Source organism: Streptomyces sp. NBC_00414 (genome assembly GCF_036038375.1).
GTDB lineage: Bacteria > Actinomycetota > Actinomycetes > Streptomycetales > Streptomycetaceae > Streptomyces.
Genome location: NZ_CP107935.1, coordinates 5,083,526 through 5,109,629, shown reverse-complemented (window position 1 = coordinate 5,109,629; position 26,104 = coordinate 5,083,526). Strand labels below are relative to the sequence as shown.

Sequence of the window (26,104 nt, the reverse complement as noted above, 5' to 3'; positions counted from 1 at the left end):
TCCGTACTCCCCCAGAGGCCGCGGACGTACGCGCGACGGGCACGGGACCGCAGGACGAGCACGAAACCGCAGGACGCGAGCACGGGAAGCACGACAAGCAGGGAGAGCCGACGTGGGCCGAGTGCGCCGTACACACCGGGCCGCGGCCCTCGTCACCCTGCTCGGCACGCTGTTCGTGCTTCTGCTGGGCGGCGCGACCTCCGTGTCCGCCCACTCGGCCGTGCGGAACACCGACCCCCGTGAGGGGTCCGTCCTGCAGAGCGCGCCGCGCGAGGTCACCATGACCTTCACCGAGTCGGTCGGCATAACCGACGACTCGCTGCGCGTCCTCAGCCCCGAGAACCGCAGGGTCAACGCCGGCGACACGGAGCACGTCCCCGGCAGCTCCGACAAGGTCCGCGTACGGCTCCGCGACGGTCTGCCCGACGGTACGTTCACGGTCGCCTGGCGGGTCGTCTCGGCGGACAGCCACCCCATCTCCGGCGCCTTCACCTTCTCCATCGGCGAGCCCTCCGAGACGACGGCGGCCATCTCCGCCGAGCCCGCCGTGAACCCCGCCTCGGGCGCCCTCTACGACATCGCCCGCTACGCCGCGTACGCCGCTGTCGCCCTGCTCATCGGCGTGGCCGTCTTCGTCCTCGCCTGCCGGCCGCCGAGCCCGGAACCGTTGCGAGGACTCGTCCGCGCCGGCTGGTGGACCCTCCTCGGCACCACCGTCGTCCTCGTCCTCCTGCGCGGCCCGTACGAACGCGGCACCGGCCCGTCGACCCTCCTGGACCCGGCCCTCATCGAGAACACCCTGACCACCAGGCCCGGTTGGGCGCTGCTCGCGCGGCTGGTGCTGCTGGCGGGGGCGGCGGTCTTCCTCGTACGGACGGAGGCCGCACTGCGACGGTCCGGGTCCGCGGGACCGGCACCGGCACCGGCGCCTGTCGTTCTCGCGGTCGGCGGGTTCCTGGCCGTCGCCCTGGCGGGCACCTGGGCCGTCGCCGAGCACGCGTCCGCGGGCATCCAGGTGCCGGTGGCGATGACGTCGACCGTGCTGCATCTGCTGGCGATGGCGGTCTGGCTGGGCGGTCTCGGCGCGCTGCTCACCGCGCTCCACCGTTCGGAGACCCCGCTCCCGGCCGACACCGTGCACCGTTTCTCGCGTCTCGCGTTCATCTCGGTGACGGTCCTGGTGCTGACCGGCGTCTACCAGTCCTGGCGCGGACTCGGCTCCTGGGACGCGGTGTTCGGCACCTCGTACGGCCGGATCCTGGTCGCGAAGGTGTGCACGGTGGTGCTGCTGCTGGCCGCGGCGGGCTTCTCGCGCCGATGGACGGCCAGTCTGACGACGGACGACGTGGCACGACGGCCGTCGAAGGTACGCGTGCCGGCGATGGCCGGAGCCCCGGGGGACGCGACTTCCGAGACGACTTCCGAGACGGCCTCGGACGCGACTTCCGACACGGCTCCGAAGAAGGCTGACCGCGCGGATGCCGGTGGAGAGGGCCAGGGCCCTGACACCCCTGATACCGGCGAAGGGGGCCCAAGCGCCGGTGAAGAGGCCGGCGCCCGGCACCGGCAGCTGCGCCGCTCGGTCCTCGCCGAAGTCGTCGTGGGTGTGGCGGTACTGGTCGTCACGACGGTGCTGACGGGCACCCAGCCCGGCCGAGCCGAGCTGGAGACGGCGGCGGCTGCCGAGACCACGGCCGGCGGCGCGGGCGGCGCCCCGACCGCGTCCACGACCCTGATCCCCTTCGACGTCGGCACCCCGGGCGGCCACGGCAAGGTCCAGATCGTCCTGGAGCCGGGCCGCGTCGGCGAGAACACCGTCGAGGCGGTCGTCATCGGCCCTGACGGAGGCATCGCCACCGTCCCCGAGATCCGGCTCTCCTTCACCCTCAAGGCCCAGAAGATCGGCCCCATCGACGCCAAGCTCACCGACCAGGGCGGCTACTGGGGGACCCGGTCCCTCAACCTGCCCCTGGCCGGCACCTGGACGATGAAGGTCACCATCCGTACGTCGGACATCGACCAGGTGTCGGAGACCCGGCAGGTGAAGATCGCCCGCTGAGCAGCTGAGCAGCTGAGCAGCTGAGCCGCTGGGCCGCTGGGCCGTCGACTCGCCGACCGCGGCCCGGGTGTCACCAGGAGGGCATGATCGCCTCGGGGTACCGGGACCCGGCGGCCCCCTTGGGCAGGATCTCCTGGACACGGGCCAGGTCCCGCGCGGTGAGCGTGACGTCCGCGGCGGCCACGTTCTCGGCGAGGCGCTCCGGGCTGCGGGTGCCCGGGATCGGGACGACGTCGTCGCCCTGGGCCAGCAGCCAGGCCAGGGCCAGCTGCGTGACGGAGATCCCCTTGGTGGCCGCGAGATCGGTCAGTTCGCGGATGGCGGTCAGGTTCCGCTCGTAGTTGCCGGGCTGCCAGCGGTCGTCCCAGCTGCGCATGTCGTCCGCGGGATACTCGGCGGCGGGCTTCACGGCGCCGGTCAGGAACCCCCGCCCGAGCGGCGAATACGGTACGAAGCCGATGCCGAGCTCGCGCACCACGGGCAGCACGTCGGCCTCCACGGCCCGCTCGAACACGGAGTACTCGGTCTGCAGCACGGACACGGGGTGGACGGCGTGGGCGCGCCGGAGGATGTCGGGCCCGGCCTCGCTCAGCCCCAGGTACCGCACCTTGCCTTCGGCGATCAGCTCGCCGATCGTGCCCGCCACGTCCTCGATGGGTACATCCGGGTCGACGCGGTGCTGGTACAGCACGTCGATGTAGTCGGTGCCGAGGTGGCGGAGGCTGTTCTCGGTGACCTCGCGGATGTGCTCGGGACGGCTGTTGAGGGCGTAGCCCTCGGCGTTCTGCGGCGCGTCCATGTCGAAGCCGAACTTGGTGGCGATCACGACGTCGCCGCGAAAATCCTGTACGGCCCGGCCGACCAGCTGCTCGTTGCTGCCGGTGCCCATGCCGTACAGCTCGGCGGTGTCGAAGAGGGTGACGCCGAGCTCGTAGGCCCGGCGGATGGTCGCGATGCCACCGGGTTCGTCACCGGCGCCGTACGCCATGGTCATGCCCATGGTGCCGAGCCCGATCGCCCCGACGGTCAGCCCCTGCCCACCGAGAGCGCGAACGGCCGGCCCACCACTCCTGCCCTGCCGGTCCTTGCCCTGCTGGTCCGTGCCCTGCGTTTCGTTCGGTCCGTCGTCTTGCTGTGTCATGCGGCCAACGCTAGGAGCGCGCACGCCACGGGTCATGGGCCGACGGCCGCATAGGATTGCCTGATCCTCTCAGGCCCGCACACGAACCGAACCGGAACCGGACCGGACTCGCTCCGAGGCCGTCGCCGTCGCCATCCGATCCGACCCAGGCAGGGAGCGCTCATGCTGGACGAGCTGGACGAGCTGGACGAGCTGGATGATCTGGACAGGTCGGGTGAGCTGGACAAGCTGGACGAACTCGCCGCAGCCATCGCCCGGCACGGCAGCGACATGTGGTCCGACACCGCGGTGCCACGCCAACGGCTGGTGACGATCGACGAACCCGGGGCGCCGCTCGACCTGCTCTACGAACCGATGATCTGCTTCGTCGTGCAGGGCTCCAAGAGCAGCGTGGCGGGCGACCGGAGCTGGACGGCCGGTCGCGGGCAGGTGTTCCTCAACTCGCTGGTCCTGCCGGTCACGGCCACGTTCGAGGAGGTGCCGTACCGCTCGGCGGTGCTGCGCCTGGACGGCGGCAAGCTCGCCGAACTCCTGCTGGAACTGGAACCGGACGGCACGGACCAGCCTGCCGCCTCCGGCCCGGGCCCCGTCGGCCCGGTCACGGCACCGATGACGCCCGAGATCATCGACGTGGTGACCCGCTGGGTACGGCTGCTCGACACCCCGCGGGACATCCGTCCGCTGGCGGGCCGTACCGAGACGGAGATCCTCTACCGCCTGCTCGGCACCGCACTCGGTCCGACCCTGCGGCACTTCACCCTGGACGACTCGGCCGCGGCCAGGGTGCGTACGGCGGCCCGTTGGATCTGCGCCCGTTTCACCGAGCCGCTCGGCATCGACGAGATCGCGGCGACGGCGCACATGAGCACGGCCAGCCTGCACCGCAACTTCAAGGCCGCCACCGGTATGAGCCCGCTGACCTTCCAGAAGCACCTCCGCCTCCAGGAGGCCCGCCGACTGCTCCTCGCCGGTGACACCACGGCGGCGCTGGTCGCGGAGAAGGTCGGCTATGTGAGCGCGACCCAGTTCAACCGCGAGTACCGGCGGGCCTACGGTCTGCCGCCCGGCCGGGACGCGGCCCGCCTGCGCAACCGCCTGGCGGACGCGGGCCGGGGCGCGTAGGACGACCCCGCCCTCACTCGGGATCCCAGTGGGCAAGCTCGTACAGGGCGGCCGAGGTGCGAGCGAACCCCTGATCCCCGAGCAGAAGCCGCAGCTCACCGTTGAACCGATCGATCTCGGGCTGGGCGGCGAGAAGAGCGGCGACGCCCTCGTCGGTGAGCTCCAACGTGACGGCCCGGTGCTCACGCGGATGGGCCCGTCGGACGACGAACCCGGCCGCGGTGAGCCGTGCGACGAGGGCGGTGACGGCGGACTCGCGCAGCCCCAGGGTCCGCGCGAGCTGCCGCTGGGTGCCGCCCGGCCGCTCCCGCACGGCGAACAGCGCGCCGAGCTGGGCCGTGGTGACCCCGGCGGCGGCGACACAGCGACGATCCGCGGTCGTACGCAGCCGGTGCGCGGCCCGCTGCAACAGAAAGAACAGCCGCTGATCGGCCCCGGTCCCGGTCTCGGACTCGGAGTGGGGCTCGGCCTCGGACTGGGACATGGCCCGATATTGACAGACGCGACGCCGGTACGGGACTCTCACTTCACTAGTGAAGTAAGACCCGACGACGGCCCGGTGGCAGGTAGGTGCAGCTGTGAAGGACGACTCCCTGGACCTGGCCGCAGCCCAGAAGGCGCTGGCGGCACAGCCTTTCAGCACCCTGCTCGGTACCCGCCTGGTGGCTTTCGGAGAGGGCGAGGCGGTGCTGGAACTGGACATCCGCGACGACCTGCGCCAGCAGAACGGCTTCGTGCACGGCGGCGTACTCGGCTACGCGGCCGACAACGCCCTGACCTTCGCCGCGGGCAGCGTCGCCGGGTCCCGCCTGCTCACCTCGGGCTTCACCATCGACTACCTGCGCCCGGCCGACGGCACGCTGCTGCGGGCCCACGCCCACGTAGTACGAGCCGGCCGAACCCGAGTGGTCTGCCGCTGCGACCTGTCGACGCTGAACGCGACAGGAACACAGACGCTGTGCGCGGTGGCCCAGGGAACGATCGCGGTACCGACGACACGTGTCCGTACGGACGAGGCAGCTGAACGGTGATGCACGGCAGTGCACGCGACCGGAGCTGCAACCCCGCGACGACCTACTACTTGCCGTGCTCCGGGCCGTACCACTGGAGGGCTTGCCCCGTCACCGCGGCGATGCACTCGAAGTCGTGATCGCGATGGAGCAGGGTGAGCCCCTGCAGCTCAGCCGTCGCGGCGACGACGAGGTCGACCGCTCCCGCACTTCGGTGTCTCCCCTGCCTGGTGAGGGCTTCCTGCACATCCCAGGCGCGGTCGTAGGCGCGGTCGTCGACGGGAACCCAGCCGAAGATCAGCCGCATGTCCTCGATGCCGCGAGCCCGGTCGGCGGCCGACCGGGCGCTGTAGAAGAACTCGAGCTCGGTGACAGGACAGGTCGCGATGAGTCCGGCCGCGGCGGCCTGGTCCCAGCCGTACTGCTCCGCGTCCCCGCGCATGAACCGCGCGAGCGCGCTGGTGTCGATCAGGAACTGGGCCGCGTTCACCGACGGTAGTTCTCCTTGCTCTCGAACAGCTCCAGATCGAACGCGCCGTCGTCGGCCGCGGCCCGCAGCCGGGTGAGAGCGAGGGCACGACGCCGGTTCTCCAGCACCTCGCGAAGAGCGGTGTTGACGGTCTCCTTCTTGGTGCTCGTCCCGAGAGCCTTCGCCACGTCCGCGACCAGCTCGTCGTCCAGGTCGATGACCGTCCGACTCATGTCGCCTCCCTGATATCAAATGTGGAACCAAGTATATCTCGCAAGGTGGCACCGCCCTGGGATGCAGATGCCCTCGATCATGGGACGGGAGCCCGGGGAGCGGCCCGTATACGCGCTCGGTACGTGCATATGACGGGGACCGTGCCGCGCAAGGTGGCCGAACAAGTCGGAGACGCGCTCCGGGCGCCGCCCGGATCTGCCGGAGCTTCCGAAGCCGACGGAGAGTCCGACTGAGACGGAAAACGCGAAGGGCCCCACCGCGAGCGGTGGGGCCCTTCGCGTTAGTGCCCGGTGAGGCACTGGCGGAGGATACGAGATTCGAACTCGTGAGGGGTTGCCCCCAACACGCTTTCCAAGCGTGCGCCCTAGGCCACTAGGCGAATCCTCCGCGGCAAACAATACAAGACGTTGAGGAGTGCTCGCGAACTCGTTCCCCCCGCTCGGATCGGGTACTGTGTGCGCAGCCCCTCACGTGGCGCTATCTGACTGAACTCCCCCAGGGCCGGAAGGCAGCAAGGGTAGGTTGGCTCTGGCGGGTGCGTGGGGGGCGCTTGCGTTTGCGGGGCGGGTCGGGGGCGGATCCGGGTGAGTTGGCCCGGGGGCGCGGGCCCGTGTCGGTGGGGTGGGGCGGACAGGTACCCACGGGCGGTGCTCGTTGTCAGTGGGCGCCTATAACCTCGTATGTGTGTCGTCCCTCGCGCTGTACCGCCGTTATCGCCCGGAGTCGTTCGCCGAGGTCATCGGGCAGGAGCATGTCACCGACCCGTTGCAGCAGGCGCTGCGGAACAACCGGGTCAATCACGCGTACCTGTTCAGCGGGCCGCGCGGCTGCGGGAAGACGACCAGCGCGCGGATCCTCGCGCGCTGTCTGAACTGCGAGCAGGGACCCACGCCCACGCCCTGCGGCGAGTGCCAGTCCTGCCGGGACCTCGCGCGCAACGGGCCCGGTTCCATCGACGTCATCGAGATCGACGCGGCCTCCCACGGTGGCGTGGACGACGCCCGTGACCTGCGAGAGAAGGCCTTCTTCGGGCCCGCGAGCAGCCGGTACAAGATCTACATCATCGACGAGGCCCACATGGTCACGTCGGCGGGCTTCAACGCGCTGCTGAAGGTCGTCGAGGAGCCGCCGGAGCACCTCAAGTTCATCTTCGCCACCACCGAGCCCGAGAAGGTCATCGGGACGATCCGGTCGCGTACGCATCACTACCCGTTCCGGCTGGTTCCGCCCGGGACGCTGCGGGAGTACCTCGGTGAGGTCTGCGGGCGTGAGGGCATGCCCATCGAGGACGGGGTGCTGCCGCTCGTCGTGCGGGCCGGCGCCGGGTCCGTGCGTGACTCCATGTCCGTCATGGACCAGCTCCTCGCGGGAGCCCGGGACAACGGTGTGACGTACGCCATGGCCACCTCCCTCCTCGGTTACACGGACGGGTCGCTGCTCGACTCCGTGGTCGAGGCCTTCGCCGCGGGTGACGGTGCCGCGGCCTTCGAGGTCGTCGACCGGGTCATCGAGGGCGGCAACGACCCCCGGCGGTTCGTCGCCGACCTGCTGGAGCGCCTGCGCGACCTCGTGATCCTGGCCGCCGTGCCCGACGCCGGTGAGAAGGGCCTCATCGACGCCCCGGTGGATGTGGTGGAGCGGATGACGGCCCAGGCCGGAGTGTTCGGCGCCGCCGAGCTGAGCCGCGCCGCCGACCTCGTCAACGCGGGGCTGACGGAGATGCGAGGGGCCACCTCGCCCCGTCTCCAGCTCGAACTGATCTGTGCCCGCGTGCTGCTGCCCACGGCCTACGGGGACGAGCGGTCCGTCATGGCCCGGCTCGACCGCATCGAGCGCGGCGTGAACTTCACCGGAGCCGGGGGAGTCGGCGGAGTCGGGGTTGGGGGTGGCGGGCCTGCCGTGGGGTACGTGCCCGGGCCCGATGCCCACCCCGGAGCACCCGCGGGATACCCGGCAGCATCTGCGGGACCGGCAGCATCTGCGGGCCCTGCGGGGATGCAGGGCGGCGGGGCCGCCGCCGCCCGCGCCGCCGTGCGGGGAGGGGGACCGGGACCCGGAGCTCCCGGCGGTACCGGTTCCGGTCCCGGCGGTACCGGCTTCGGTCCCGGCGGCGATGCCGGGCCCGGACCGGCCCAGGCTCCGGCGGCGCCCGCCGCCGCGTACACGCCTCCGCCCGCTCCCGTCGAGGCCGCTCCCGAGCCCGCTCCGGTCGCGCCCGCCCAAGTCCCTGCTCCCGCCGCGGAGCAGCCGGGCGCCGGTGGTGCGCCCGGTGCCTGGCCCGCCGCGACAGCCGTGGGCGGCGGACGGCGGCCGGGCGGCTGGCCGACCGCGGCAGCCACCGGCGGGGGGCCGCCCCAGTCCGGTTCCCGCCCGGCTCCGGCGTCCGCGCCCGCCCAAGCCCCTGCCCCAGGCTCCGCCCCCGCCTCTCAGGGTCCCGCGGGGCCCGCCGCGCCGAGCGGCGGTCCCGACCCCCGCATGCTCTGGCCGAACATCCTGGACGCGGTGAAGAACCGCCGCCGCTTCACCTGGATCCTGCTCAGTCAGAACGCCCAGGTGACCGGCTTCGACGGCACCACCCTCCAGATCGGCTTCGTCAACGTCGGCGCGCGGGACAACTTCGCGAGCAGCGGCAGCGAGGACGTGCTGAAGCAGGCACTGTCCGAGTTGTTCAACGTGAACTGGAAGATCGAAGCGGTCATCGATCCGTCCGGAGGCTCGGCACCGCCGCCCGCACCCGGCGGTGGCTTCGGCGGTGGCGGCTACGGAGGCGGAGGCGGAGGCGGCTACTCCTCGGGTGGCGGCGCCACTCAGGGCACGGGCATGGGCACAGCCACGGGCGCGCCCCGCCCCGCCCCGCAGCAGCCCGCTGCTCCGGCTCCCGGACCGTCGGCCGCCTCCGCGTCCCAGAACCGGTCGGCGTCCGGGGGCGGCTCCGCGTCCTCGTCCGGGCCGGCCCACCAGCCCCCGCCCCGCCCCTCCGCCCCGGAGCCGCCCCCCATCTCCCCGGAGGACGACACCCCGGAGGACGACGATCCCGACCTCGACGAGTCGGCACTGTCGGGCCACGAACTGATCGTCCGAGAACTGGGCGCAACGGTGCTGGAAGAGTTCTCCCACGAGTAACCGTCGACAACCGTCGACAACCGCCGGGCCCCAGGGGCCCCGAAGGGGCGCGGGGAACCGCGCGCCCAGCCTCCACCGACGTGCCCCCACCCAAAAACCGCCGCCCCCCACCCCCACTCCCGCCCCGCCTCGGGCAACCCCGCCGGCCAGGCGCCCCGCCCCAGGCAACCCCACCAAAACCCCGCCGGCCAGGCGCCCCGCTAGGCTGACCCCCGTGAAGGTCCTAGTAATCGGCGGCGGTGCCCGCGAACACGCCCTGTGCCGCTCCCTGTCCCTCGACCCCGACGTCACCGCGCTGCACTGTGCCCCCGGCAACGCGGGCATCGCGGAGGTGGCCGAGCTGCACCAGGTCGACGCCCTCGACGGCAAGGCCGTGGCCGTCCTGGCCACGGACCTCGGCGCCGAGCTGGTGATCGTCGGCCCGGAGGCGCCCCTCGTGGCAGGGGTCGCCGACGCCGTGCGCGAGGCGGGTATCCCGGTGTTCGGCCCCTCGCAGGAGGCCGCGCGGCTGGAGGGCTCCAAGGCCTTCGCCAAGGACGTCATGGCGGGCGCGGGCGTACCCACCGCCCGCTCGTACGTCTGCACGACCCCCGCCGAGGTGGACGAGGCGCTGGACGCCTTCGGCGCCCCGTACGTCGTGAAGGACGACGGTCTCGCGGCCGGCAAGGGCGTCGTCGTGACCGACGACCTGGCAGCCGCCGCGGCCCACGCCAACGCCTGCGACCGCGTGGTCATCGAGGAGTTCCTCGACGGCCCCGAGGTCTCCCTCTTCGCGATCACCGACGGCGTGACGGTCGTCCCGCTGCAGCCGGCCCAGGACTTCAAGCGGGCCCTCGACGGCGACGCGGGTCCGAACACCGGCGGCATGGGCGCGTACTCGCCCCTCCCGTGGGCCGATCCGAAGCTGGTCGAGGAGGTCATGCAGACCGTTCTGCAGCCGACCGTCGACGAGCTGCGCCGCCGCGGCACCCCGTTCTCCGGGCTGCTCTACGCCGGTCTCGCGATCACCTCGCGCGGGGTGCGGGTCATCGAGTTCAACGCCCGCTTCGGCGACCCCGAGACCCAGGTCGTCCTCGCCCGGCTGAAGACCCCGCTCTCCGGCATCCTCCTCGCGGCCGCGAACGGCACCCTCGCCGACCTCGAACCGCTGCGCTGGAGCGAGAACGCGGCCGTCACCGTGGTCATCGCCTCGCACAACTACCCCGGCACCCCGCGCACCGGCGACCCCATCGAGGGCCTCGGCGACGTGGCCGCCGAGGACGCCCCGCATGCGTACGTCCTGCACGCCGGCACGAAGCGTGACGGCGACGCGGTCGTCAGCGCGGGCGGCCGGGTGCTCTCGGTCACAGCGAGCGGTACGGATCTCACGCAGGCCCGCACCCGTGCGTACAGGGCGGTCAACCGGATCCGCCTCGACGGCTCCCAGTTCCGTACGGACATCGCGGCGAAGGTGGCGGAAGCCGCCGCGGAGTAACTTCAGTAACCATCGGTTACGGTCTTTCACCTGCACCGTCTCCGAGCGCACAGCGCCACCCGGCACTTTCGGGCCCCGGATCCAGCAACGGATCCGGGGCCCTTTCGTCAGCCACCTCTAGCCAAAGCCATTCCATCGAGTGACCGATCCCCCATCCGGCTGACGACGGCCGGGGCCCCAACTAGGGTGCGGCGCAAGCGTTCCGGCACTTGGCCCACCGGCATTGCGATGTCTGTCGTGGGTGCCACAGTGGGGGAGTGAGCAACGCCATGGACGTCCGCCGGCAGTGGCTGGGTATGCACGCGCCGGGCGGGCAGTAGGGGGTGACACCGGTCGTGTCCGGTCTGGGAGTGGAGTTGGGTGCGCACACCGCGCGCTCACGGGCTCTCGCCGTGCTGCGCATCCGCAGCAGGGCGCTGGCCGTCGCCCTGCTGCCCGCGGCCGTCGCCGTCGTCCTGCTCGTCGGCGGGTCGACCGGGCACATCGACGGCCCGGGCTGGGGCACGGTGCGCTGGATCGTCTCGGGCCTTGCCGCGCTCGTGCTCCTCTCGGCGGCGGGCATCGCGCTGATCGTGGCCCGGGCCAGGCCCGCCATGAGCCCCACGGTCCCGGTCGCCGAGGAGTCGGCGCCGGACCTGTACCGCATGGTGCGGGATCTGGCCGAGCGCCTCGAAGTGCCCGCGCCCTCCGCGATAGCGCTCACCCCGGACTGCGACAGCTGGCTGGAGGACCGCACCCATCCGGCCCACGGCCCGCCCCGCGCGGAGTCCGGGGACGAGATGGAGGGCGGCGGCCGTGGCCTGGCATCGGCACACCGGCGTACGCCCGCCGCGCCCGTCCTCGTCATCGGCTCGCCCTTCCTGTGGTGGATGCGGGTCGGCGAGCTGCGTGCCGTCCTCGCCCCGGTCGTCGCGGGTACGGGACCGTCGGCGCACCCCGACATAGCCGCGGCCCGGCGCTTCGTACGAGGTCTCGACGCGGCCGTCGCGGTCACGTCGGCGCCCACCCGCGGGCCCCTGATCCGCATGGTGCTCGGCGTGGCCGGCTGGGTGGCGCGGATTCTGCTGCGCAGCTGCCGCGGGCACGCGGCGGAGATGGAGCGGGGAGTGGCGACCGCCGCGGCGGAGCGCGCACAGGCTGTGGACTACGGCCTGCGGATCGTCGCCCAGGAACAGGTGGGTCTGGCGTACGCGGGCTGGGACCGCCTGCTGACCAGGGTCGCGCTGCCCGCCTGGCGCATGGGGCGCTGGCCGTCCCGGCTCGACGCGGGCGTGGTCGCGGCACTCACCGAACTCTCCCGGCGCGACCGGCTCGCCGAGGGCTTCACCTCGCGGCTCGGCGAGCGCCCCGCCTGCGATCTTCTGGAGGAGCCGGGCGCGATCGACGAGGCGACGTCCCTGCTGGCAGCGCGCCTCTTCCACGGCGGACCCGCCGAGACCGGACCCGACTGGGCCCCGGTCGACTGGGCCGAGTACCCGGACGAGGTCGTCGACCGCAAGTGGCGTACGGACGCGGCGCGGCTGCATCGCGTACTGGACAGGCTGGGCGTGAGCCGTGCCTCGGGGCCGGGGACCTCGGAGCCGGAGGGGCCGACCCTGGACCGGGTGATGGACCACCTGACCTCGCCCGCGCAGACACCTCCGCCCGCGCAGACACCCCCGCCCGTGGCCGAGCAGAGCATCACCGGCATCGCTGAGGGCGAGCGGAGCACCGTAGCGGCCACGGAGGCCACAGACGGCACCGACGCCCCGGACAGCGGCCACGCGACCGTGAGCGGCGCGACAGCGTACGAGGCTGACGGCGCCCCCGGGAACGACGAGGACGGCGTCCCGGCGACCGAGCGGAGCGCGGAGCTCGCGGCGGTGCTGAGCGCCGAACTGGCCCGCGAGGAGGCCGCGGTGAGCTCCCAGCCCACGTCGCCGTCGGTGGCCGCCGCGGGACAGGGCGGCCCCGACCTGGCGCTCTGGGACGACGGCGCGCTGCCCCTCCTGCCCCTGCAACCGCCGCGGACGGGCCGCGAGTTGCTGGGCGACCATGTGACGGCGATGGTCTGCTGCGCGGCGATGGACACGGCCGGGGCGATGCCGGGGCTCGACTGGCTGGACGGCCCGTCGCTCCTCGTCGACGGTGAGCGTGCCGTCGACCTGGGCCCCCGCGTCCTCAGCCTCATCGAGGAGGGCGACCCCGCCCCCCTCCGGGCCTGGCTCCTGGACCTGGGCGTACGTCCGGAGAAACCGGTCAGGCTGGTCTGAGCCCGGCCGGCCGGCGCTTTCGCTTTCCCCGGCGGCCCGCACCGCGCCAGGGCGAGCCCGACCCCACACCCGACCCCACGCCCCGCACGTCACAAAAATCTCCCAACCACCCCATCTCCCCACCGCCCGAAGGCAATTAGCAACGAACGGTGACGGCGCGCATGCGTAATGTGATGTGCTGGGCCCAGCCGTGCGCAGGGGCGTACAAGCGCTAGAAGCGCAAGGACGTACGAGGGAGGGAACGCCATATGGGGACCGAGCAGATCCGCCGGTGGGAGTCGGGAGCGCTGGCGCACGCCGTCACGGACCCCTTCGGCCTGGGCCCCGTCCCCTGGCTGCGCGGCAGCGAGCAGTACTTCGACGACACGGGGCACGTCGTCCCCTGGTACGTCGACCACACCCCGCCGCCCGGCGCGACCACCACCCGCGACCGCTACCGGAGTTCCGGACCGCGGGTCCCCACCCCCCGTGGGACCGACGGAGCCCCCCGCTCGGCCGACGACGTCCACCGGCAGATCAAGGGCTTCGCCTCCGTCGGCGCGGTCGCGCCCGGCGAGGCCGTCGACTTCCACATCACGGTGGACCCGCCCCAGCAGTTCGGCGTGGACATCTACCGCATCGGCCACTACGGCGGCGACGGCGCCAGCAAGATCACCACCAGTCCGCGCCTCTCCGGGATCGTCCAGCCGGCCCCGCTCACCGCGGACCGCACGGTCTCGTGCCATCACTGGTGGCTCTCGTGGCGGCTGCAGATCCCGTCGTACTGGAGCATCGGCGCGTACGTCGCCGTCCTCACCACCGACGACGGGCACCGCTCCCACATCCCGTTCACGGTCCGCGACGACCACCCCGCCGACCTGCTGCTCGTCCTGCCGGACATCACCTGGCAGGCGTACAACCTCTACCCGGAGGACGGGCACACGGGCGCGAGTCTCTACCACGCGTGGGACGAGGACGGCCGGCTGCTCGGCGAGGCCGACGCCGCGACGACGGTCTCCTTCGACCGCCCGTACGCGGGCGCGGGCCTGCCCCTGCACGTGGGCCACGCCTACGACTTCATCCGCTGGGCCGAGCGCTACGGCTACGACCTCGCGTACGCCGACGCCCGCGACCTGCACGCGGGCCGCATCGACCCCACGCGCTACCGCGGCCTGGTCTTCCCGGGGCACGACGAGTACTGGTCGACGACCATGCGCCGTACCGTGGACGTCGCCCGCGAGCAGGGCACCTCCCTCGTCTTCCTCTCCGCCAACACCATGTACTGGCAGGTGGATCTGGCGCCCTCCGCGTCCGGGGCCGCCGACCGGCTGCTCACCTGCCTGAAGCGCCGTGGACCGGGAAGACCCGCGCTGTGGCGGGAGGCCGACCGCCCGGAGCAGGAGGTCCTGGGAATCCAGTACGCGGGCCGGGTCCCCGAGGCCCATCCGCTCGTCGTCCGCAACGCCGACCACTGGCTGTGGGAGGCGACCGGGGCCCACGAGGGCGATGAGCTGGAGGGCATGGTCGCGGGCGAGGCCGACCGCTACTTCCCCCGTATCGCGCTCCCCGAGCACCAGGGCCGCATCCTTCTCTCCCACTCCCCGTACCGGGACACGGAGGGAGCGATCCGCCACCAGGAGACGTCCCTGTACCGCGCGCACTCCGGTGCCCTCGTCTTCGCGGCCGGCACCTTCGCCTGGTCCCCGGCCCTGGACCGCCCGGGTCACACCGACGCGCGTGTCCAGCGCGCCACGGCCAACCTCCTGGACCGCATCTGCAAACGCGACTGAGGTTGCGCCCCTCCGCACCACCCACAACCCCAAACCGACCCCTGGCCGAGCCCGGACCTCTCATACGGGAGAATCGAGCCATTCAGTCAGAACCACGGGGAGGAACCGTGTCCGGATTCGTAGAAAAGCCCGAGCCTCCTCAGGTTCCGGGCCTGGTGCACCTGCACACCGGCAAGGTGCGCGACCTGTACCAGAACGAGGCGGGCGACCTCGTGATGGTCGCCAGCGACCGCATGTCCGCGTACGACTGGGTGCTGCCCACGGAGATCCCCGACAAGGGCCGCGTACTGACGCAGCTCTCGCTCTGGTGGTTCGACCAGCTCGCCGACCTGATGCCGAACCACGTCCTCGGTACCGAACCGCCGGCCGGCGCCCCCGCCGACTGGCAGGGCCGCACCCTGGTCTGCAAGTCCCTGCGGATGGTCCCGGTCGAGTGCGTCGCCCGCGGCTATCTCACCGGCTCGGGTCTCGTCGAGTACAACGAGAGCCGTACGGTCTGCGGCCTCGCTCTTCCGCACGGGCTGACCGACGGCTCGGAGCTGCCCGCCCCGATCTTCACCCCGGCCACCAAGGCCGCCGTCGGCGAGCACGACGAGAACGTCTCGTACGAGGAGGTCGCCCGGCAGGTCGGCGCGGAGACCGCGGCCCAGCTGCGGCAGGCGACGCTCGCCGTCTACGGCCGAGGCCGTGACATCGCGCGCGACCGGGGCATTCTCCTCGCGGACACGAAGTTCGAGTTCGGCTTCGACGGCGACACGCTGGTCGTCGCCGACGAGGTGCTGACCCCGGACTCGTCGCGCTTCTGGCCCGCCGACCAGTGGGAGCCGGGCCGCGCGCAGCCGTCGTACGACAAGCAGTACGTACGCGACTGGCTGACCTCCGCCGAGTCCGGCTGGGACCGTAGGAGTGAGCAGCCGCCGCCCGCCCTGCCCCAGCAGGTCGTGGACGCGACCCGCGCCAAGTACGTGGAGGCGTACGAGCGTCTGACGGGCACCCCCTGGGCCTGAGGGCCCGGCAGGAACGAGCGCACACGAAGAAGCCCCCGGCCGATGACCGGGGGCTTCTCGCGCTGCCTTTTCCACTTACTCTGAGCGGACGACCAGGTTCGAACTGGCGACCTCAACCTTGGCAAGGTTGCGCTCTACCAACTGAGCTACGTCCGCACCGCGCCGTGGTTTTCGCCGTGGCGCGAGAGCAACTATACCCAACCTCGCTCGCGCGCGAGACGCACCGCGGAGTGCCGGTTCTCGGCTCCGAGCTTGGACACGGCCGACGACAGATAGTTCCGTACCGTCCCCTGCGACAGCGCGGCCCGCTCCGCGATCTCCGCGACGGGCGCCCCGTCGGAGGCCAGCTCCAGCACCTCGGCCTCGCGCGCGGTGAGCGGCGAGTCACCGGCGGAGATCGCGTCGGCGGCCAACTCGGGGTCGACGTAACGGTTTCCCGCGTGCACGGTACGGATGATCTCCGCGAGCCGTTGCGCGCTCACGGTCTTCGGGACGAAACCACGCACACCCGCCGTCAGCGCCCGCTTGAGATGCCCGGGGCGCCCGTGGCTCGTCACGATGAGCACGCGGCAGGCGGGCAGTTCGGTCCGCAGCGATGTGGCCACCCTCACACCGTCGGCCCCGGGCATCTGAAGATCCAGTACGGCCACATCGGGTTCGTGCGCCCGGGCCATCGCCAGCGCCTCGGGTCCGCCGGCCGCCTGCGCCACCACGAGCAGATCGTCCTCAAGACCCAGCAGCGCGGCGAGCGCCCCCCGGATGAGGTGCTCGTCGTCGGCGAGCAGCAACCGGATGGGTCGTACGGATGTCATGGGTTGACCTCTTCACTCACTGAGCGCGGACCGGCGGACGACGAGGACCCGGCGGAAGAAGGACGGGAGGCGGAGGTGAGGCGGGAGGCGGACGGAGGCAGTGGCACCTCGGCCACGACCCGGAACAGGCCGCCGTCGACGGGCCCCGCCTCCAGCGTCCCGGCCACCGCGGCGAGCCGCTCCCGCAGCCCGGCGAGACCGGTCCCGCCGCCGGGCGCACCGGGCTCCCCCGCCGCGGCCCGCTCCACCCCGTCGTTCTCGACCGTGAGGACGACACGGTTTCCCGCCGGCTCCAGTGACACACGGCACCGCCGGGCGTCCCCGTGCCGCAGCACGTTCGTGGTGGCCTCCCGTACGACCCATCCCAGCGCCGACTGGACCGCCGGGGGCAGCCCGGTCGCGGAACCGGTCACCGTGCACTCGACCCCGGCCGCGGTCAGGACGCCCTGCGCGCCGGAGAGTTCGGCGCCGAGATCGGCCTCGCGGTAGCCGCGTACGACCTCGCGGACCTCGCGCTGGGACTCGCGGGCGATCCGCTGCACCTCGATCATCTGGTCCACGGCCTCGGGGCGTTCACGGCGGGAGAGCTGGACGGCCAGCTCGCTCTTCAGGGCGATCACCGCGAGGTTGCGGCCCATCACGTCGTGCAGGTCGCGTCCGAAGCGCAGCCGCTCCTCGGCGACGGCGAGGCGGGTACGGGTCTCGCGGGCCGCGTCGAGCTCGTACACGGCGTCGAGCAGCCAGACGGAGAAGACGGAGGTGAAGGAGAGGAAGCCGCCGCCGAGCAGTGCCGCGAACGCCACCCCCAGCGCGGCGGACCCGGCGAGGCCCAGGGCGGACGCCACGACTCCGGTACCCGCGGCGAAGCCGGTCACGATGCCCAGGACGCGCCCCCGGCCGCGTACGCCGAGCGCGATGGTGCCGACCCCGAAGGCCACCACACCCACGCAGAGCGAGACCGCCGCCGATGCCGGGTCGTCGCCGTCCGGCCCGTACTCGGCGAGGCCGAGCGCGGCGGTCCCGAGCAGCGCGGAGATCACACCGAGCACGACGAGCAGGCGTACGGGCTGCTCACGGGTGCCGCGCGTCCAGTCGATCGCCTTGGACGCGGTCACCGCGCACAGCACGGCGTGCCCGCACAGCGGCAGGAGCACCCACACGGCCAGGCCGGCCCGCACCTGTCCGAGGACCGGAAGTCCGATCGCGGTGAGCTCCACCACCGGGAAGACGTGGAAGGACCAACGGGTGTACGTCTCGACCTTCGCCAGCGTGCTCTTGCCGCGCCACCACAGACGCGGCCTGCGCATTCCCGAAGTCCCGATTCCCATCGCCGACCGTCCCCGTTCCCGTACAAGGGCCCGCCCACGTCTTCGCATACGTCTCCGTGGACATTCCCGTTTCCTTTCGCGCGTTCTGCGCCGGTCCGGGTCAGCGCCTCGGCTCCCAGCGGAACCACTTGTGCACAGCAAACACCGCGAGCACGATCCAGGCCAGCGCCGTCGCCAGCGCGCCCAGGGCCTCGTACGCGGAGAGGTTCCCGGTCCAGCCGCCGCGGATGAGCGTGATCACCGGGGACAGCGGCAGCAGCTCACAGACGGAGGCGAGCCGGTCGGGCATGACCTCGAAGGGCACGACGGTGCCGGAGGCCATCATCGACAGGAGCAGCAGCGGCATCGCGGCGACCTGGGCGCCCTCCACGCTCCTGCTGAAACTCGCGGTCACCGCCGCGAGCGCCGGCCACATCGTCAGCCCGAGCAGCAGCCCCAGTACGGCGAGGAGGGGCGCCTCGGGCGCGTCCACGTCCATGAGCGCCGCGCAGGCCGCCGTGAGCACCAGGCACTGCGTCAGGCCGATGAGGACCGACGGGACGGCGGCACCCGTGAGGATCTCGATGTCCCGCAGCTCGCCGGTGCGCAGCCGCTTGAGGACCAGCTCCTCACGACGGGCGGCGTAGACGCTCACGAGCGAGCTGTAGACGGCGAAGAGCAGGGAGAAGCCGACGGCGGAGGGCAGGATGACCGAGCCGACCGACAGGCCCGACCCCTTCAGGTCCATGTCCTCGACCGTCGAGCGGAGGCTGAGCGGCAGGACCAGCGGCACGAAGACCGCGGCGAAGAAGGTGGCCCTGCTGCGCGCGAGGAGGGTGAGTTCGGCCCGGGCGAGGGAGGTCATGCGCCCGACCGCGGTCACCGTCGACTTCACGGGAGCGGTACTGGTCACGGTTCCGGCGCTCATGCCACGTGCTCCTTCTTCGAGTGCTGCGCGTCCTTCGAGCCCGTCGGATCGACCGCTTCCCGCGCCCGTCCCGCCTGCCCTGCCTGTCCTGCCTGTCCCGCCTGGGCGTCCTGCTCCGAGACGTCACGCGCGATCCGCAGGAACGCCTCCTCCAGGGACCCCGACCGCACGTCGAGCCCCCGCAGCTCGACGCCGGTCCGCTCGGCCCACGTCAGCAGCCCGGTGGCGGCCCGCTGCAGCTCGTTCGTACGCAGCCGGAGCACCCGCCCGACGGTCTCGTGCCCGGTGACGCCGAGGGAGTCGAGCGGCGGCAGGTCGCCGGGGAAGTAGCCGTCGGGCAGCTCGAAGGAGATCCGCGACGGCTGGGAGGCGGTCACCTCGGCCGGGGTGCCGGCGACCGCGATCCGTCCGGCGTGCAGGATCGCGAGCCGGTCGGCGAGGCCTTCCGCCTCCTCCAGGTAGTGGGTGGTGAGCAGCACGGTCGTGCCGGTCGCGCGCAGTTCGCGAACCAACTCCCAGGTCTCCTGGCGGCCTTCGGCGTCGAGGCCGGTCGTCGGCTCGTCCAGGAAGAGCACCTCGGGCCGCCCGAGGAGCGCCAGTGCCAGGTCGAGGCGCCGCTTCTCGCCCCCGGACAGCTGCTTCACCCGTACGCCCGCCCTGCGAGTGAGGCCGACCAGCGACAGGGCCTCGCTCTCCGGCCGTGCTCCGCTCGTGCAGCCCGCCCACATCCTGACCGTCTCCGAGACGGTCAGTTCGGACGGGAAGCCGCCCTCCTGGAGCATGAGGCCGATGCGCGGGCGGACGGCGGAGCGTTCGGTGTACGGGTCGTGGCCGAGGACGCGGATCCGGCCGGCGGACGGCTGCGCGAGGCCCTCGATGAGTTCGACGGTGGAGGTCTTGCCCGCGCCATTGGTGCCGAGCAGTGCGAAGAGTTCGCCGCGGCCGACTTCGAAGGAGACTCCCCGGACGGCCTCGAACCCTCCCCCGTAGACGCGTCGTAGATCAGTGACCTCGATCACGGGCTCATTCGTATTCATGACTCAAGCGTCTCGGCCGGGGACTGCGCTCGGCAGTGCACGCTGTCACCGCTGCACATGACAAATGTCAGGGTGGTTCTGAACGCATGCGGACACACGGCAAAGGCCCCGGTCGCCTGACCGGAGCCTTTGATCGCTACTACTTCACTGCTTCTTGCGCTGAGCGGACGACCAGGTTCGAACTGGCGACCTCAACCTTGGCAAGGTTGCGCTCTACCAACTGAGCTACGTCCGCATTGCCTCCGACCGGCTTTCACCGATCGGCGCGAGCATCAGCCTACCTGATCCAAAGAGCGATCAGACCGGCGATGCAGAGCGGGTGACAGGAATTGCACACTGCGCCTTCCCCCTGGAAGGGGGATGTTCTGCTACTGAACTACACCCGCGTGACTCCGGTGAGCCGGGCCTTTCGGCCTTGCCCCTCGGCGTGCTCCAGACTCTAGCTGATCGGCAGGGGTGCAGCGCAAGTCGACTGCCCCCAGGGCCGGATGCCCCCCCGAACCCGGCGACCGACACGCCCCTTTCGCCCCGAAGGGGCACGGGGAACGGCGCGCCCAGCCCTCACGAACCCGCCCCCGACGAACCGACCGAGGGGCGCGGGGAACGGCGCGGCCCACCCCCGCCGACCCGCACCCGGCCATCCCCCGAGCCGGGGCGCAGCCCCGCTCCCGAGGGGCGCGGGGAACCGCGCGACAAGCCCCCACTCGGCCGCACCCGACGACCGACCCCCGGCTCCGGCCCGCCGGGCCAGGGCACAGGCAGGAGTCCGACCCCCGAGCGGCCGGACTCCCCAGCGGCCCGCAGCACCCCGGCAGCCCGCAAGGCACCGCAACCCCAAGACCCCGCCCCGCCTACTGCGCGGCAGTGAACGCCTCGTACACCCTCTTGGGAATCCGCCCTCGCGCAGGCACCTCCAGCTTGTTGGACTGCGCCCACGCCCGGACGGCCGCCGGATCGGGAGCCACCGCCGTCTGCCGGTACGCCTTCCCGGAGCGCGACCGCTTCCGGCCGGCCTCCACATACGGCTCCAGCGCCCTGCGCAACTGCTCGGCGTTGGCCGGATTCAGGTCGATCTCGTACGACTTGCCGTCCAGACCGAAGGCGATCGTTTCCGCCGCTTCCGAGCCGTCGATGTCGTCGGAGAGAGTGACTACGACACGCTGCGCCACGAATATCGGTCCCTTCGTGCGGCACCTATCCGAGCACGTGCGATGACGTGCCGAGATGCCGGCTGTCCGACTGCTTTTATGGGTGATTGGGCAAAGTATCGGCTATTGCCAATTCATTTGTACAGTGCCCGGCAATCCAATGTGAAGCTCGACTAAATCTGTTGGCGTGTCTCCAGGCAATAGGAACCCTGGTCTCGATCCGGATCTTTCCCAGAATTTTTCGTGAAGGCAGCCCGACGATAGGTCCTCGATGCGTAATCGTGATGACCGTCACGTAGATTCCTACGAATCTACCCGCGTAGAAATTTTGTGCGGGTAGTCTGAACGAACCTGCTCAGCACCACACACCGGGAGTGCCAGTGGCACGCGTCGTAGTCGACGTCATGCTCAAGCCGGAGATCCTCGACCCCCAGGGCCAGGCGGTGCAGCGTGCACTGCCGCGCCTCGGTTTCGAAGGCATCTCCGACGTCCGTCAGGGAAAGCGATTCGAACTGGAAGTGGACGGACCGGTGGACGACACCGCCCTCGCCCGCATCCATGAACTCGCCGAATCCTTCCTCGCCAACACCGTGATCGAGGACTTCACCGTCAAGGTCGAGGAAGTCGCGGAGGCCGGAAAGTGACCGCTCGTATTGGCGTCGTCACTTTCCCCGGAAGCCTCGACGACCGGGACACCCAGCGGGCGATCAAGCTCGCCGGCGCCGAACCCGTCGCTCTCTGGCACAAGGACAAGGACCTCAACCAGGTCGACGCCGTTGTCCTGCCGGGCGGTTTCTCGTACGGCGACTATCTGCGTGCCGGTGCGATCTCGCGCTTCTCGCCGGTCATGGAGACGGTGATTGAGCAGGCGAAGTCGGGAATGCCGGTGCTCGGCATCTGCAACGGCTTCCAGATCCTCACCGAGGCACATCTCCTTCCCGGCGGGATGCTCGGCAACGACCACCTCCACTTCATCTGCCGTGACCAGAAGTTGAAGGTGGAGAACGCGGAGACCGCCTGGACCGCGGACTACGAGTCCGGCCAGGAGATCAACATCCCGCTGAAGAACATGGACGGGCGGTACGTCGCCGACGAGCGCACCCTCGACATGCTGGAGGCGGAGGGCCGCGTCGTCTTCCGTTACGTGGTCGGCGGCGAGTTCGCCGACGGCTTCGGCAATCCCAACGGCTCGCTGCGGGACATCGCCGGCATCACGAACGGGGCGGGCAACGTCGTCGGTCTGATGCCGCACCCGGAGCACGCTGTCGAGCCCCTCGTCGGGTCCGGCCGCACCGACGGCCTGCCCTTCTTCACCTCGATCCTCAAGAAGCTGGTCAACGCATGAGCCGGACGCCTCTGGACACGGTCGAGCACGCGGCCGAGACCCCCGACGTCGAGCTGCCCTGGGCCGAACTGGGCATGAAGAAGGACGAGTACGAGCGGGTCGTGGAGATCCTCGGCCGTCGCCCGACCGGCGCCGAGCTCGCCATGTACTCGGTCATGTGGTCCGAGCACTGCAGCTACAAGTCCTCCAAGGTGCACCTGCGCCAGTTCGGCGAGAAGGCCCCCCAGTCGGACGCCCTCCTCGTCGGCATCGGCGAGAACGCGGGCGTCGTCGACGTCGGCCAGGGCTACGCGGTCACCTTCAAGGTCGAGTCGCACAACCACCCGTCGTACGTCGAGCCATACCAGGGCGCGGCCACCGGCGTCGGCGGCATCGTGCGCGACATCATCGCGATGGGCGCGCGCCCGGTGGCGGTGGTCGACCCCCTGCGCTTCGGCGCCGCCGACCACCCCGACACCAAGCGCGTACTGCCCGGTGTCGTCGCGGGCATCGGCGGCTACGGCAACTGCCTGGGCCTGCCCAACATCGGCGGCGAGGTCGTCTTCGACGCCTGCTACCAGGGCAACCCGCTGGTCAACGCCGGTGCCATCGGCGTCATGCGGCACGAGGACATCCACCTCGCGAAGGCGTCGGGCTCGGGCAACAAGGTCATCCTGTACGGGGCCCGCACGGGCGGCGACGGCATCGGCGGCGCCTCCATCCTGGCCTCCGAGACCTTCGACGACGCCAAGCCGTCGAAGCGTCCCGCCGTCCAGGTCGGCGACCCCTTCCAGGAGAAGCTCCTCATCGAGTGCACCCTGGAGGCCTTCGCCGAGAAGCTGGTCGTCGGCATCCAGGACCTGGGAGCCGCCGGACTGTCCTGCGCCACCAGCGAGTTGGCGTCCAACGGCTCCGGCGGCATGCGCGTGACGCTGGACGACGTACCCCTGCGCGACTCGACTCTCTCGCCCGAGGAAATCCTCATGAGCGAGTCGCAGGAACGCATGTGCGCGGTCGTCGAGCCGTCGAAGGTCGACCGGTTCCTGGAGATCTGCGACAAGTGGGACGTCATCGCCACGGTGATCGGTGAGGTGACCGACGGCGACCGCCTGGAGATCTTCTGGCACGGCGGCAAGATCGTCGACGTCGACCCGCGCACGGTCGCGCACGACGGCCCGGTCTACGAGCGTCCGTACGCCCGTCCGGAGTGGCAGGACGCGCTCCAGGCGGACGACGCCAACAAGCTGCCCAGGCCCGAGACCTCGGAGGAGCTGAAGAAGCAGGTCCTCCAGCTCGTCTCCTCCCCGAACCAGGCCTCCAAGTCCTGGATCACCTCCCAGTACGACCACTTCGTGCAGGGCAACACGGTGCTGGCGCAGCCCGAGGACTCGGGCATGATCCGCATCGACGCGGAGTCCGGTCTCGGGGTCGCCATCGCCACGGACGGCAACGGCCGCTACACCAAGCTGGACCCGTACCACGGCGCGCAGTTGGCGCTGGCGGAGGCGTACCGGAACGTCGCGACGACCGGTGCCAAGCCGCTCGCCGTCTCCGACTGTCTGAACTTCGGTTCGCCCGAGGACCCGGCCGTCATGTGGCAGTTCGCGGAGGCCATCCGCGGACTGGCCGACGGCTGCCTGCAGTTGGGCACCCCGGTCACCGGCGGCAACGTCTCGCTCTACAACCAGACGGGCGAGGCGGCCATCCACCCCACGCCCGTGGTCGCGGTCCTGGGCGTCATCGACGACGTCGCCCGCCGCACTCCCGTCGCCTACCGGGAAGAGGGCCAGCTCCTCTACCTCCTCGGCGACACCCACGAGGAATTCGGCGGGTCGGCCTGGTCGCAGGTCGTCCACGACCACCTCGGCGGGCTGCCCCCGAAGGTCGACCTGGAGCGCGAACGCCTCCTCGGCGAGATCCTGATCTCCGCCTCCCGCGACGGCATGATCGACTCCGCGCACGACCTGTCCGACGGCGGTCTGATCCAGGCCGTGGTCGAGTCGGCGCTGCTCGGCGACAAGGGTGCGCGGCTCGTCGTGCCCGACGGGCTCGACGCGTTCACGTTCCTGTTCTCCGAGTCCGCGGGCCGCGCCGTCGTGGCGATCCCGCGCTCGGAGGAGCTCCGGTTCAACGACATGTGCGGTGCGCGGGGGTTGCCGGCCGCTCGCATCGGTGTCGTCGACGGGGACGCGGTCGAGGTCCAGGGCGAGTTCACCCTGTCCCTGACGGACCTGCGCACGGCCCACACGGAGACGATCCCGGCGCTGTTCGCGTAACCGGTTCGGCTCGTATGGCGCGTACAGGGCGAAGCCCCCGCTTGGAAGGATGCTTCCAAGCGGGGGCTTCTCTGCTCATCGCATGCTCATCGAGCGCTCAGCGGACGTAGTTCTTCAGGATCTCCGTGTCGAGTTCGATGCCGACCGGATCGGGGACGGAAACGGTCTCGCCGAACTTCGCCGTGTGCATGGCGCGATATCCACCGACCGTGCGGTCCGGAGCGCTGTGCACGGTGACCGTGCAGGAGTCCCGGTCGATCAGCAGATACAAGGGGATCCCGGCCTGGCCGTACGCGGCCGGCTTCTCGTACCGGTCCCGCCGGTCCGTGTCCGAGTCGTACGAGGTGACCTCGACGACCATGAGCACCCCGTCCGGGTCGGCCCATTCGCCGTATGCCGCAAAGTGGGCTTCGGGCGTGAGCGCGGCGTCAGGCTTCGCCCGGCCTTGCCGATACGCGGCCACCCGGAGGCCTCGACCGTGGTACACGTCCAGGTCCGGTCGGGCTTGGATACAGCGTTTGGTCAGCCAGGACACGATCGTGTCGTGGTCCCCGTCCGTCACCTTCTTGACTCCGATCCGTCCGTCGATGAACTCCAACGTGACGGTCTCGGGAGCGGCTGCGGCGATCGTTTCGAACTCCTCCACCGACATCTGAGACGTGCGCTCGGCCATAGCCGTCATGTTGCCTCCCTTTCCAGGCGAAGGCCAGTGTTGTCCGGGGTGCTCGGGGCTGGGTGGCTTCCGGAGTCGATCACACTCACGGGTGACCGCCCCCGCCGTACGCTTCCCCCCATGCCCCCGCCCAAGAGACGCCCCCGCACCTACGACCCGGCAAAGACCCGCACCGCGGTCCTCGCCCAGTTCGGGAACGTACGGGCGGCCGTGCGCACCCTCACCCCCGAACAGCTCGCGGCACCCGCCGGACTCGGGGACTGGACCGTACGGGAGCTGGCCGCGCACCTGACCATGGCGCTGGAGGCCGTGAGCCGGGGCCTGGACCGCGACGAGCCCGCCGGACCCGCGCTCGCCCTGCTCGACTGGCCCTCCACCACCGCCCCGCGAGCCGGCGAGGTCGACGACGACGTACACGCGCTCGCCGCCGCCGAACCGGACCTCGACGCGCTGTACGAGCGCACGGAGGCCCGGTTCGGCGAACGGCTGCAGGACGCCCCCGGCGGACGGCTGCTCACCACCCGCGTGGGCGCGATGAACCTGGCCGACCACCTCGTCACCCGCACGGTGGAGCTGGTCGTCCACACCGACGACCTCAACGCGGCCGTCCCGGGACTCGACATCCCGTACGACCGCCAGGCCCTCGCCGCGTGCACCCGCCTGCTCGCCGACGCGCTCGCCGCGAAGGCGCCCGGCGCCTCCACCGAGGTGCGCGTACCGCCGTACGCGGTCGTGCAGTGCGTGGCGGGCCCGCGCCACACCCGCGGCACCCCGCCCAACGTCGTCGAGACGGATCCGCTCACCTGGATCCGCCTCGCGACCGGCCGTAGGCGCTGGCAGGCCGCCCTCGACGACGCGAAGGTCAGGGCGAGCGGAGAGCGCGCCGACCTGGGCGGTCTGCTTCCCCTCATGAGCTGACCCGGAGCCCGGATCCGGGCC

General features: G+C 71.4%; 22 protein-coding genes, 4 tRNA genes and 1 other RNA gene. 13 read left to right on the top strand and 14 right to left on the bottom strand.

From position 1 onward, the window contains the following. Positions 1-112 precede the first annotated feature (112 nt). Entirely contained in the window at positions 113-2,059 is a 1,947-nt protein-coding gene (locus OHS59_RS22065; RefSeq protein WP_328495132.1) for a copper resistance CopC/CopD family protein, read from the top strand. 70 nt (positions 2,060-2,129) lie between these two features. Here OHS59_RS22065 and OHS59_RS22060 read toward each other — a convergent pair whose 3' ends face one another. Next, positions 2,130-3,200, bottom strand: a complete 1,071-nt coding sequence (locus OHS59_RS22060) for an aldo/keto reductase (protein ID WP_328495131.1) — start codon at positions 3,198-3,200, stop codon at positions 2,130-2,132. Positions 3,201-3,362: 162 nt separating this feature from the next. Here OHS59_RS22060 and OHS59_RS22055 point away from each other — a divergent pair, with 162 nt between their 5' ends. After that, on the top strand, positions 3,363-4,322 hold the full coding sequence (locus tag OHS59_RS22055) for an AraC family transcriptional regulator (protein WP_328495130.1): 960 nt from the start codon (positions 3,363-3,365) through the stop codon (positions 4,320-4,322). A 13-nt stretch (positions 4,323-4,335) separates the two neighbouring features. On the opposite strand, the gene OHS59_RS22050 is transcribed toward OHS59_RS22055, so the two are convergent. Beyond that, positions 4,336-4,806: a MarR family winged helix-turn-helix transcriptional regulator gene (locus OHS59_RS22050; protein WP_328495129.1), complete on the bottom strand. Its 471-nt coding sequence runs from the start codon at positions 4,804-4,806 to the stop codon at positions 4,336-4,338. 94 nt (positions 4,807-4,900) lie between these two features. Here OHS59_RS22050 and OHS59_RS22045 point away from each other — a divergent pair, with 94 nt between their 5' ends. Beyond that, entirely contained in the window at positions 4,901-5,353 is a 453-nt protein-coding gene (locus tag OHS59_RS22045; RefSeq protein ID WP_328495128.1) for a PaaI family thioesterase, read from the top strand. Positions 5,354-5,399: 46 nt separating this feature from the next. Here OHS59_RS22045 and OHS59_RS22040 read toward each other — a convergent pair whose 3' ends face one another. From OHS59_RS22040 to OHS59_RS22030, 3 genes are all read right to left on the bottom strand, one after another. After that, complete coding sequence (locus tag OHS59_RS22040) at positions 5,400-5,822, bottom strand: PIN domain nuclease (RefSeq protein WP_328495127.1); 423 nt, start codon at positions 5,820-5,822, stop codon at positions 5,400-5,402. Next, the gene (locus tag OHS59_RS22035) at positions 5,819-6,034 is read right to left on the bottom strand and encodes a type II toxin-antitoxin system VapB family antitoxin (RefSeq protein ID WP_328495126.1); all 216 of its coding nucleotides are present in this window, start codon (positions 6,032-6,034) and stop codon (positions 5,819-5,821) included. The genes OHS59_RS22040 and OHS59_RS22035 overlap by 4 nt, the downstream gene beginning before the upstream one ends. A 300-nt stretch (positions 6,035-6,334) precedes the next feature. Further along, positions 6,335-6,422 (bottom strand) — tRNA-Ser (locus OHS59_RS22030). Positions 6,423-6,493: 71 nt separating this feature from the next. On the opposite strand from OHS59_RS22030, the gene ffs reads away from it, so the two are divergent. The 6 genes from ffs to OHS59_RS22000 all read left to right on the top strand — a co-directional run bounded on the left by ffs (position 6,494) and on the right by OHS59_RS22000 (position 15,660). Continuing rightward, positions 6,494-6,592, top strand: an RNA gene (gene ffs, locus OHS59_RS22025) — signal recognition particle sRNA small type. Between the two features lie 127 nt (positions 6,593-6,719). After that, positions 6,720-9,158, top strand: coding sequence for a DNA polymerase III subunit gamma and tau (locus OHS59_RS22020; protein ID WP_328495125.1), 2,439 nt, complete (start codon positions 6,720-6,722; stop codon positions 9,156-9,158). Between the two features lie 214 nt (positions 9,159-9,372). After that, the gene (purD, locus tag OHS59_RS22015; RefSeq protein WP_328495124.1) at positions 9,373-10,632 is read left to right on the top strand and encodes a phosphoribosylamine--glycine ligase; all 1,260 of its coding nucleotides are present in this window, start codon (positions 9,373-9,375) and stop codon (positions 10,630-10,632) included. Between the two features lie 335 nt (positions 10,633-10,967). Further along, on the top strand, positions 10,968-12,884 hold the full coding sequence (locus OHS59_RS22010; RefSeq protein WP_328495123.1) for a hypothetical protein: 1,917 nt from the start codon (positions 10,968-10,970) through the stop codon (positions 12,882-12,884). Between the two features lie 248 nt (positions 12,885-13,132). After that, positions 13,133-14,653, top strand: coding sequence for a N,N-dimethylformamidase beta subunit family domain-containing protein (locus OHS59_RS22005; RefSeq protein WP_328495122.1), 1,521 nt, complete (start codon positions 13,133-13,135; stop codon positions 14,651-14,653). Between the two features lie 107 nt (positions 14,654-14,760). Continuing rightward, entirely contained in the window at positions 14,761-15,660 is a 900-nt protein-coding gene (locus OHS59_RS22000; RefSeq protein ID WP_328495121.1) for a phosphoribosylaminoimidazolesuccinocarboxamide synthase, read from the top strand. Positions 15,661-15,743: 83 nt separating this feature from the next. Here OHS59_RS22000 and OHS59_RS21995 read toward each other — a convergent pair. The 8 genes from OHS59_RS21995 to OHS59_RS21960 all read right to left on the bottom strand — a co-directional run bounded on the left by OHS59_RS21995 (position 15,744) and on the right by OHS59_RS21960 (position 20,913). Then, positions 15,744-15,816: transfer RNA gene (locus OHS59_RS21995), tRNA-Gly, on the bottom strand. 35 nt (positions 15,817-15,851) lie between these two features. After that, the gene (locus tag OHS59_RS21990; protein WP_248778198.1) at positions 15,852-16,472 is read right to left on the bottom strand and encodes a response regulator transcription factor; all 621 of its coding nucleotides are present in this window, start codon (positions 16,470-16,472) and stop codon (positions 15,852-15,854) included. After that, on the bottom strand, positions 16,469-17,779 hold the full coding sequence (locus tag OHS59_RS21985) for a sensor histidine kinase (protein WP_328495120.1): 1,311 nt from the start codon (positions 17,777-17,779) through the stop codon (positions 16,469-16,471). The genes OHS59_RS21990 and OHS59_RS21985 overlap by 4 nt, the downstream gene beginning before the upstream one ends. Positions 17,780-17,900: 121 nt before the next feature. Next, positions 17,901-18,707 (bottom strand): ABC transporter permease, encoded by an 807-nt coding sequence (locus tag OHS59_RS21980; protein ID WP_328495119.1) that lies wholly within the window; start codon positions 18,705-18,707, stop codon positions 17,901-17,903. Continuing rightward, positions 18,704-19,744 carry an ABC transporter ATP-binding protein gene (locus OHS59_RS21975; protein ID WP_328495118.1) on the bottom strand — a complete coding sequence of 347 codons (1,041 nt, stop codon included), beginning with the start codon at positions 19,742-19,744 and terminating at the stop codon, positions 18,704-18,706. Before OHS59_RS21975 ends, OHS59_RS21980 begins: the two co-directional genes overlap by 4 nt. Positions 19,745-19,906: 162 nt before the next feature. After that, positions 19,907-19,979, bottom strand: a tRNA-Gly gene (locus tag OHS59_RS21970). 79 nt (positions 19,980-20,058) lie between these two features. Next, positions 20,059-20,130 (bottom strand) — tRNA-Gly (locus tag OHS59_RS21965). Between the two features lie 465 nt (positions 20,131-20,595). Continuing rightward, entirely contained in the window at positions 20,596-20,913 is a 318-nt protein-coding gene (locus tag OHS59_RS21960; protein ID WP_267028020.1) for a histone-like nucleoid-structuring protein Lsr2, read from the bottom strand. A 359-nt stretch (positions 20,914-21,272) separates the two neighbouring features. Between OHS59_RS21960 and purS the strand changes: the two genes are divergently transcribed. From purS to purL, 3 genes are read left to right on the top strand one after another with little or no spacing between them, the layout of a single operon-like run. Then, on the top strand, positions 21,273-21,536 hold the full coding sequence (gene purS, locus OHS59_RS21955; RefSeq protein WP_055518089.1) for a phosphoribosylformylglycinamidine synthase subunit PurS: 264 nt from the start codon (positions 21,273-21,275) through the stop codon (positions 21,534-21,536). Beyond that, the gene (purQ, locus tag OHS59_RS21950; RefSeq protein WP_328495117.1) at positions 21,533-22,237 is read left to right on the top strand and encodes a phosphoribosylformylglycinamidine synthase subunit PurQ; all 705 of its coding nucleotides are present in this window, start codon (positions 21,533-21,535) and stop codon (positions 22,235-22,237) included. The genes purS and purQ overlap by 4 nt, the downstream gene beginning before the upstream one ends. Next, the gene (purL, locus tag OHS59_RS21945; RefSeq protein WP_328495116.1) at positions 22,234-24,492 is read left to right on the top strand and encodes a phosphoribosylformylglycinamidine synthase subunit PurL; all 2,259 of its coding nucleotides are present in this window, start codon (positions 22,234-22,236) and stop codon (positions 24,490-24,492) included. The genes purQ and purL overlap by 4 nt, the downstream gene beginning before the upstream one ends. A 97-nt stretch (positions 24,493-24,589) precedes the next feature. Here purL and OHS59_RS21940 read toward each other — a convergent pair whose 3' ends face one another. Continuing rightward, complete coding sequence (locus OHS59_RS21940) at positions 24,590-25,174, bottom strand: Uma2 family endonuclease (RefSeq protein ID WP_328495115.1); 585 nt, start codon at positions 25,172-25,174, stop codon at positions 24,590-24,592. Between the two features lie 111 nt (positions 25,175-25,285). On the opposite strand from OHS59_RS21940, the gene OHS59_RS21935 reads away from it, so the two are divergent. Further along, complete coding sequence (locus OHS59_RS21935) at positions 25,286-26,083, top strand: maleylpyruvate isomerase family mycothiol-dependent enzyme (RefSeq protein WP_328495114.1); 798 nt, start codon at positions 25,286-25,288, stop codon at positions 26,081-26,083. Positions 26,084-26,104 lie beyond the last annotated feature (21 nt).

Excerpts from the sequence above, each read along its gene's own strand:
- OHS59_RS22060 (WP_328495131.1), bottom strand. The coding sequence starts at position 3,200 with ATGACACAGCAAGACGACGGACCGAACGAAACGCAGGGCACGGACCAG.
- OHS59_RS22055 (WP_328495130.1), top strand. The coding sequence starts at position 3,363 with ATGCTGGACGAGCTGGACGAGCTGGACGAGCTGGATGATCTGGACAGG.
- OHS59_RS22050 (WP_328495129.1), bottom strand. The coding sequence starts at position 4,806 with ATGTCCCAGTCCGAGGCCGAGCCCCACTCCGAGTCCGAGACCGGGACC.
- OHS59_RS22035 (WP_328495126.1), bottom strand. The coding sequence starts at position 6,034 with ATGAGTCGGACGGTCATCGACCTGGACGACGAGCTGGTCGCGGACGTG.
- OHS59_RS22005 (WP_328495122.1), top strand. The coding sequence starts at position 13,133 with ATGGGGACCGAGCAGATCCGCCGGTGGGAGTCGGGAGCGCTGGCGCAC.
- OHS59_RS21990 (WP_248778198.1), bottom strand. The coding sequence starts at position 16,472 with ATGACATCCGTACGACCCATCCGGTTGCTGCTCGCCGACGACGAGCAC.
- OHS59_RS21985 (WP_328495120.1), bottom strand. The coding sequence starts at position 17,779 with ATGCGCAGGCCGCGTCTGTGGTGGCGCGGCAAGAGCACGCTGGCGAAG.
- OHS59_RS21980 (WP_328495119.1), bottom strand. The coding sequence starts at position 18,707 with ATGAGCGCCGGAACCGTGACCAGTACCGCTCCCGTGAAGTCGACGGTG.
- OHS59_RS21975 (WP_328495118.1), bottom strand. The coding sequence starts at position 19,744 with ATGAATACGAATGAGCCCGTGATCGAGGTCACTGATCTACGACGCGTC.
- purL (WP_328495116.1), top strand. The coding sequence starts at position 22,234 with ATGAGCCGGACGCCTCTGGACACGGTCGAGCACGCGGCCGAGACCCCC.
- OHS59_RS21940 (WP_328495115.1), bottom strand. The coding sequence starts at position 25,174 with ATGACGGCTATGGCCGAGCGCACGTCTCAGATGTCGGTGGAGGAGTTC.
- OHS59_RS21935 (WP_328495114.1), top strand. The coding sequence starts at position 25,286 with ATGCCCCCGCCCAAGAGACGCCCCCGCACCTACGACCCGGCAAAGACC.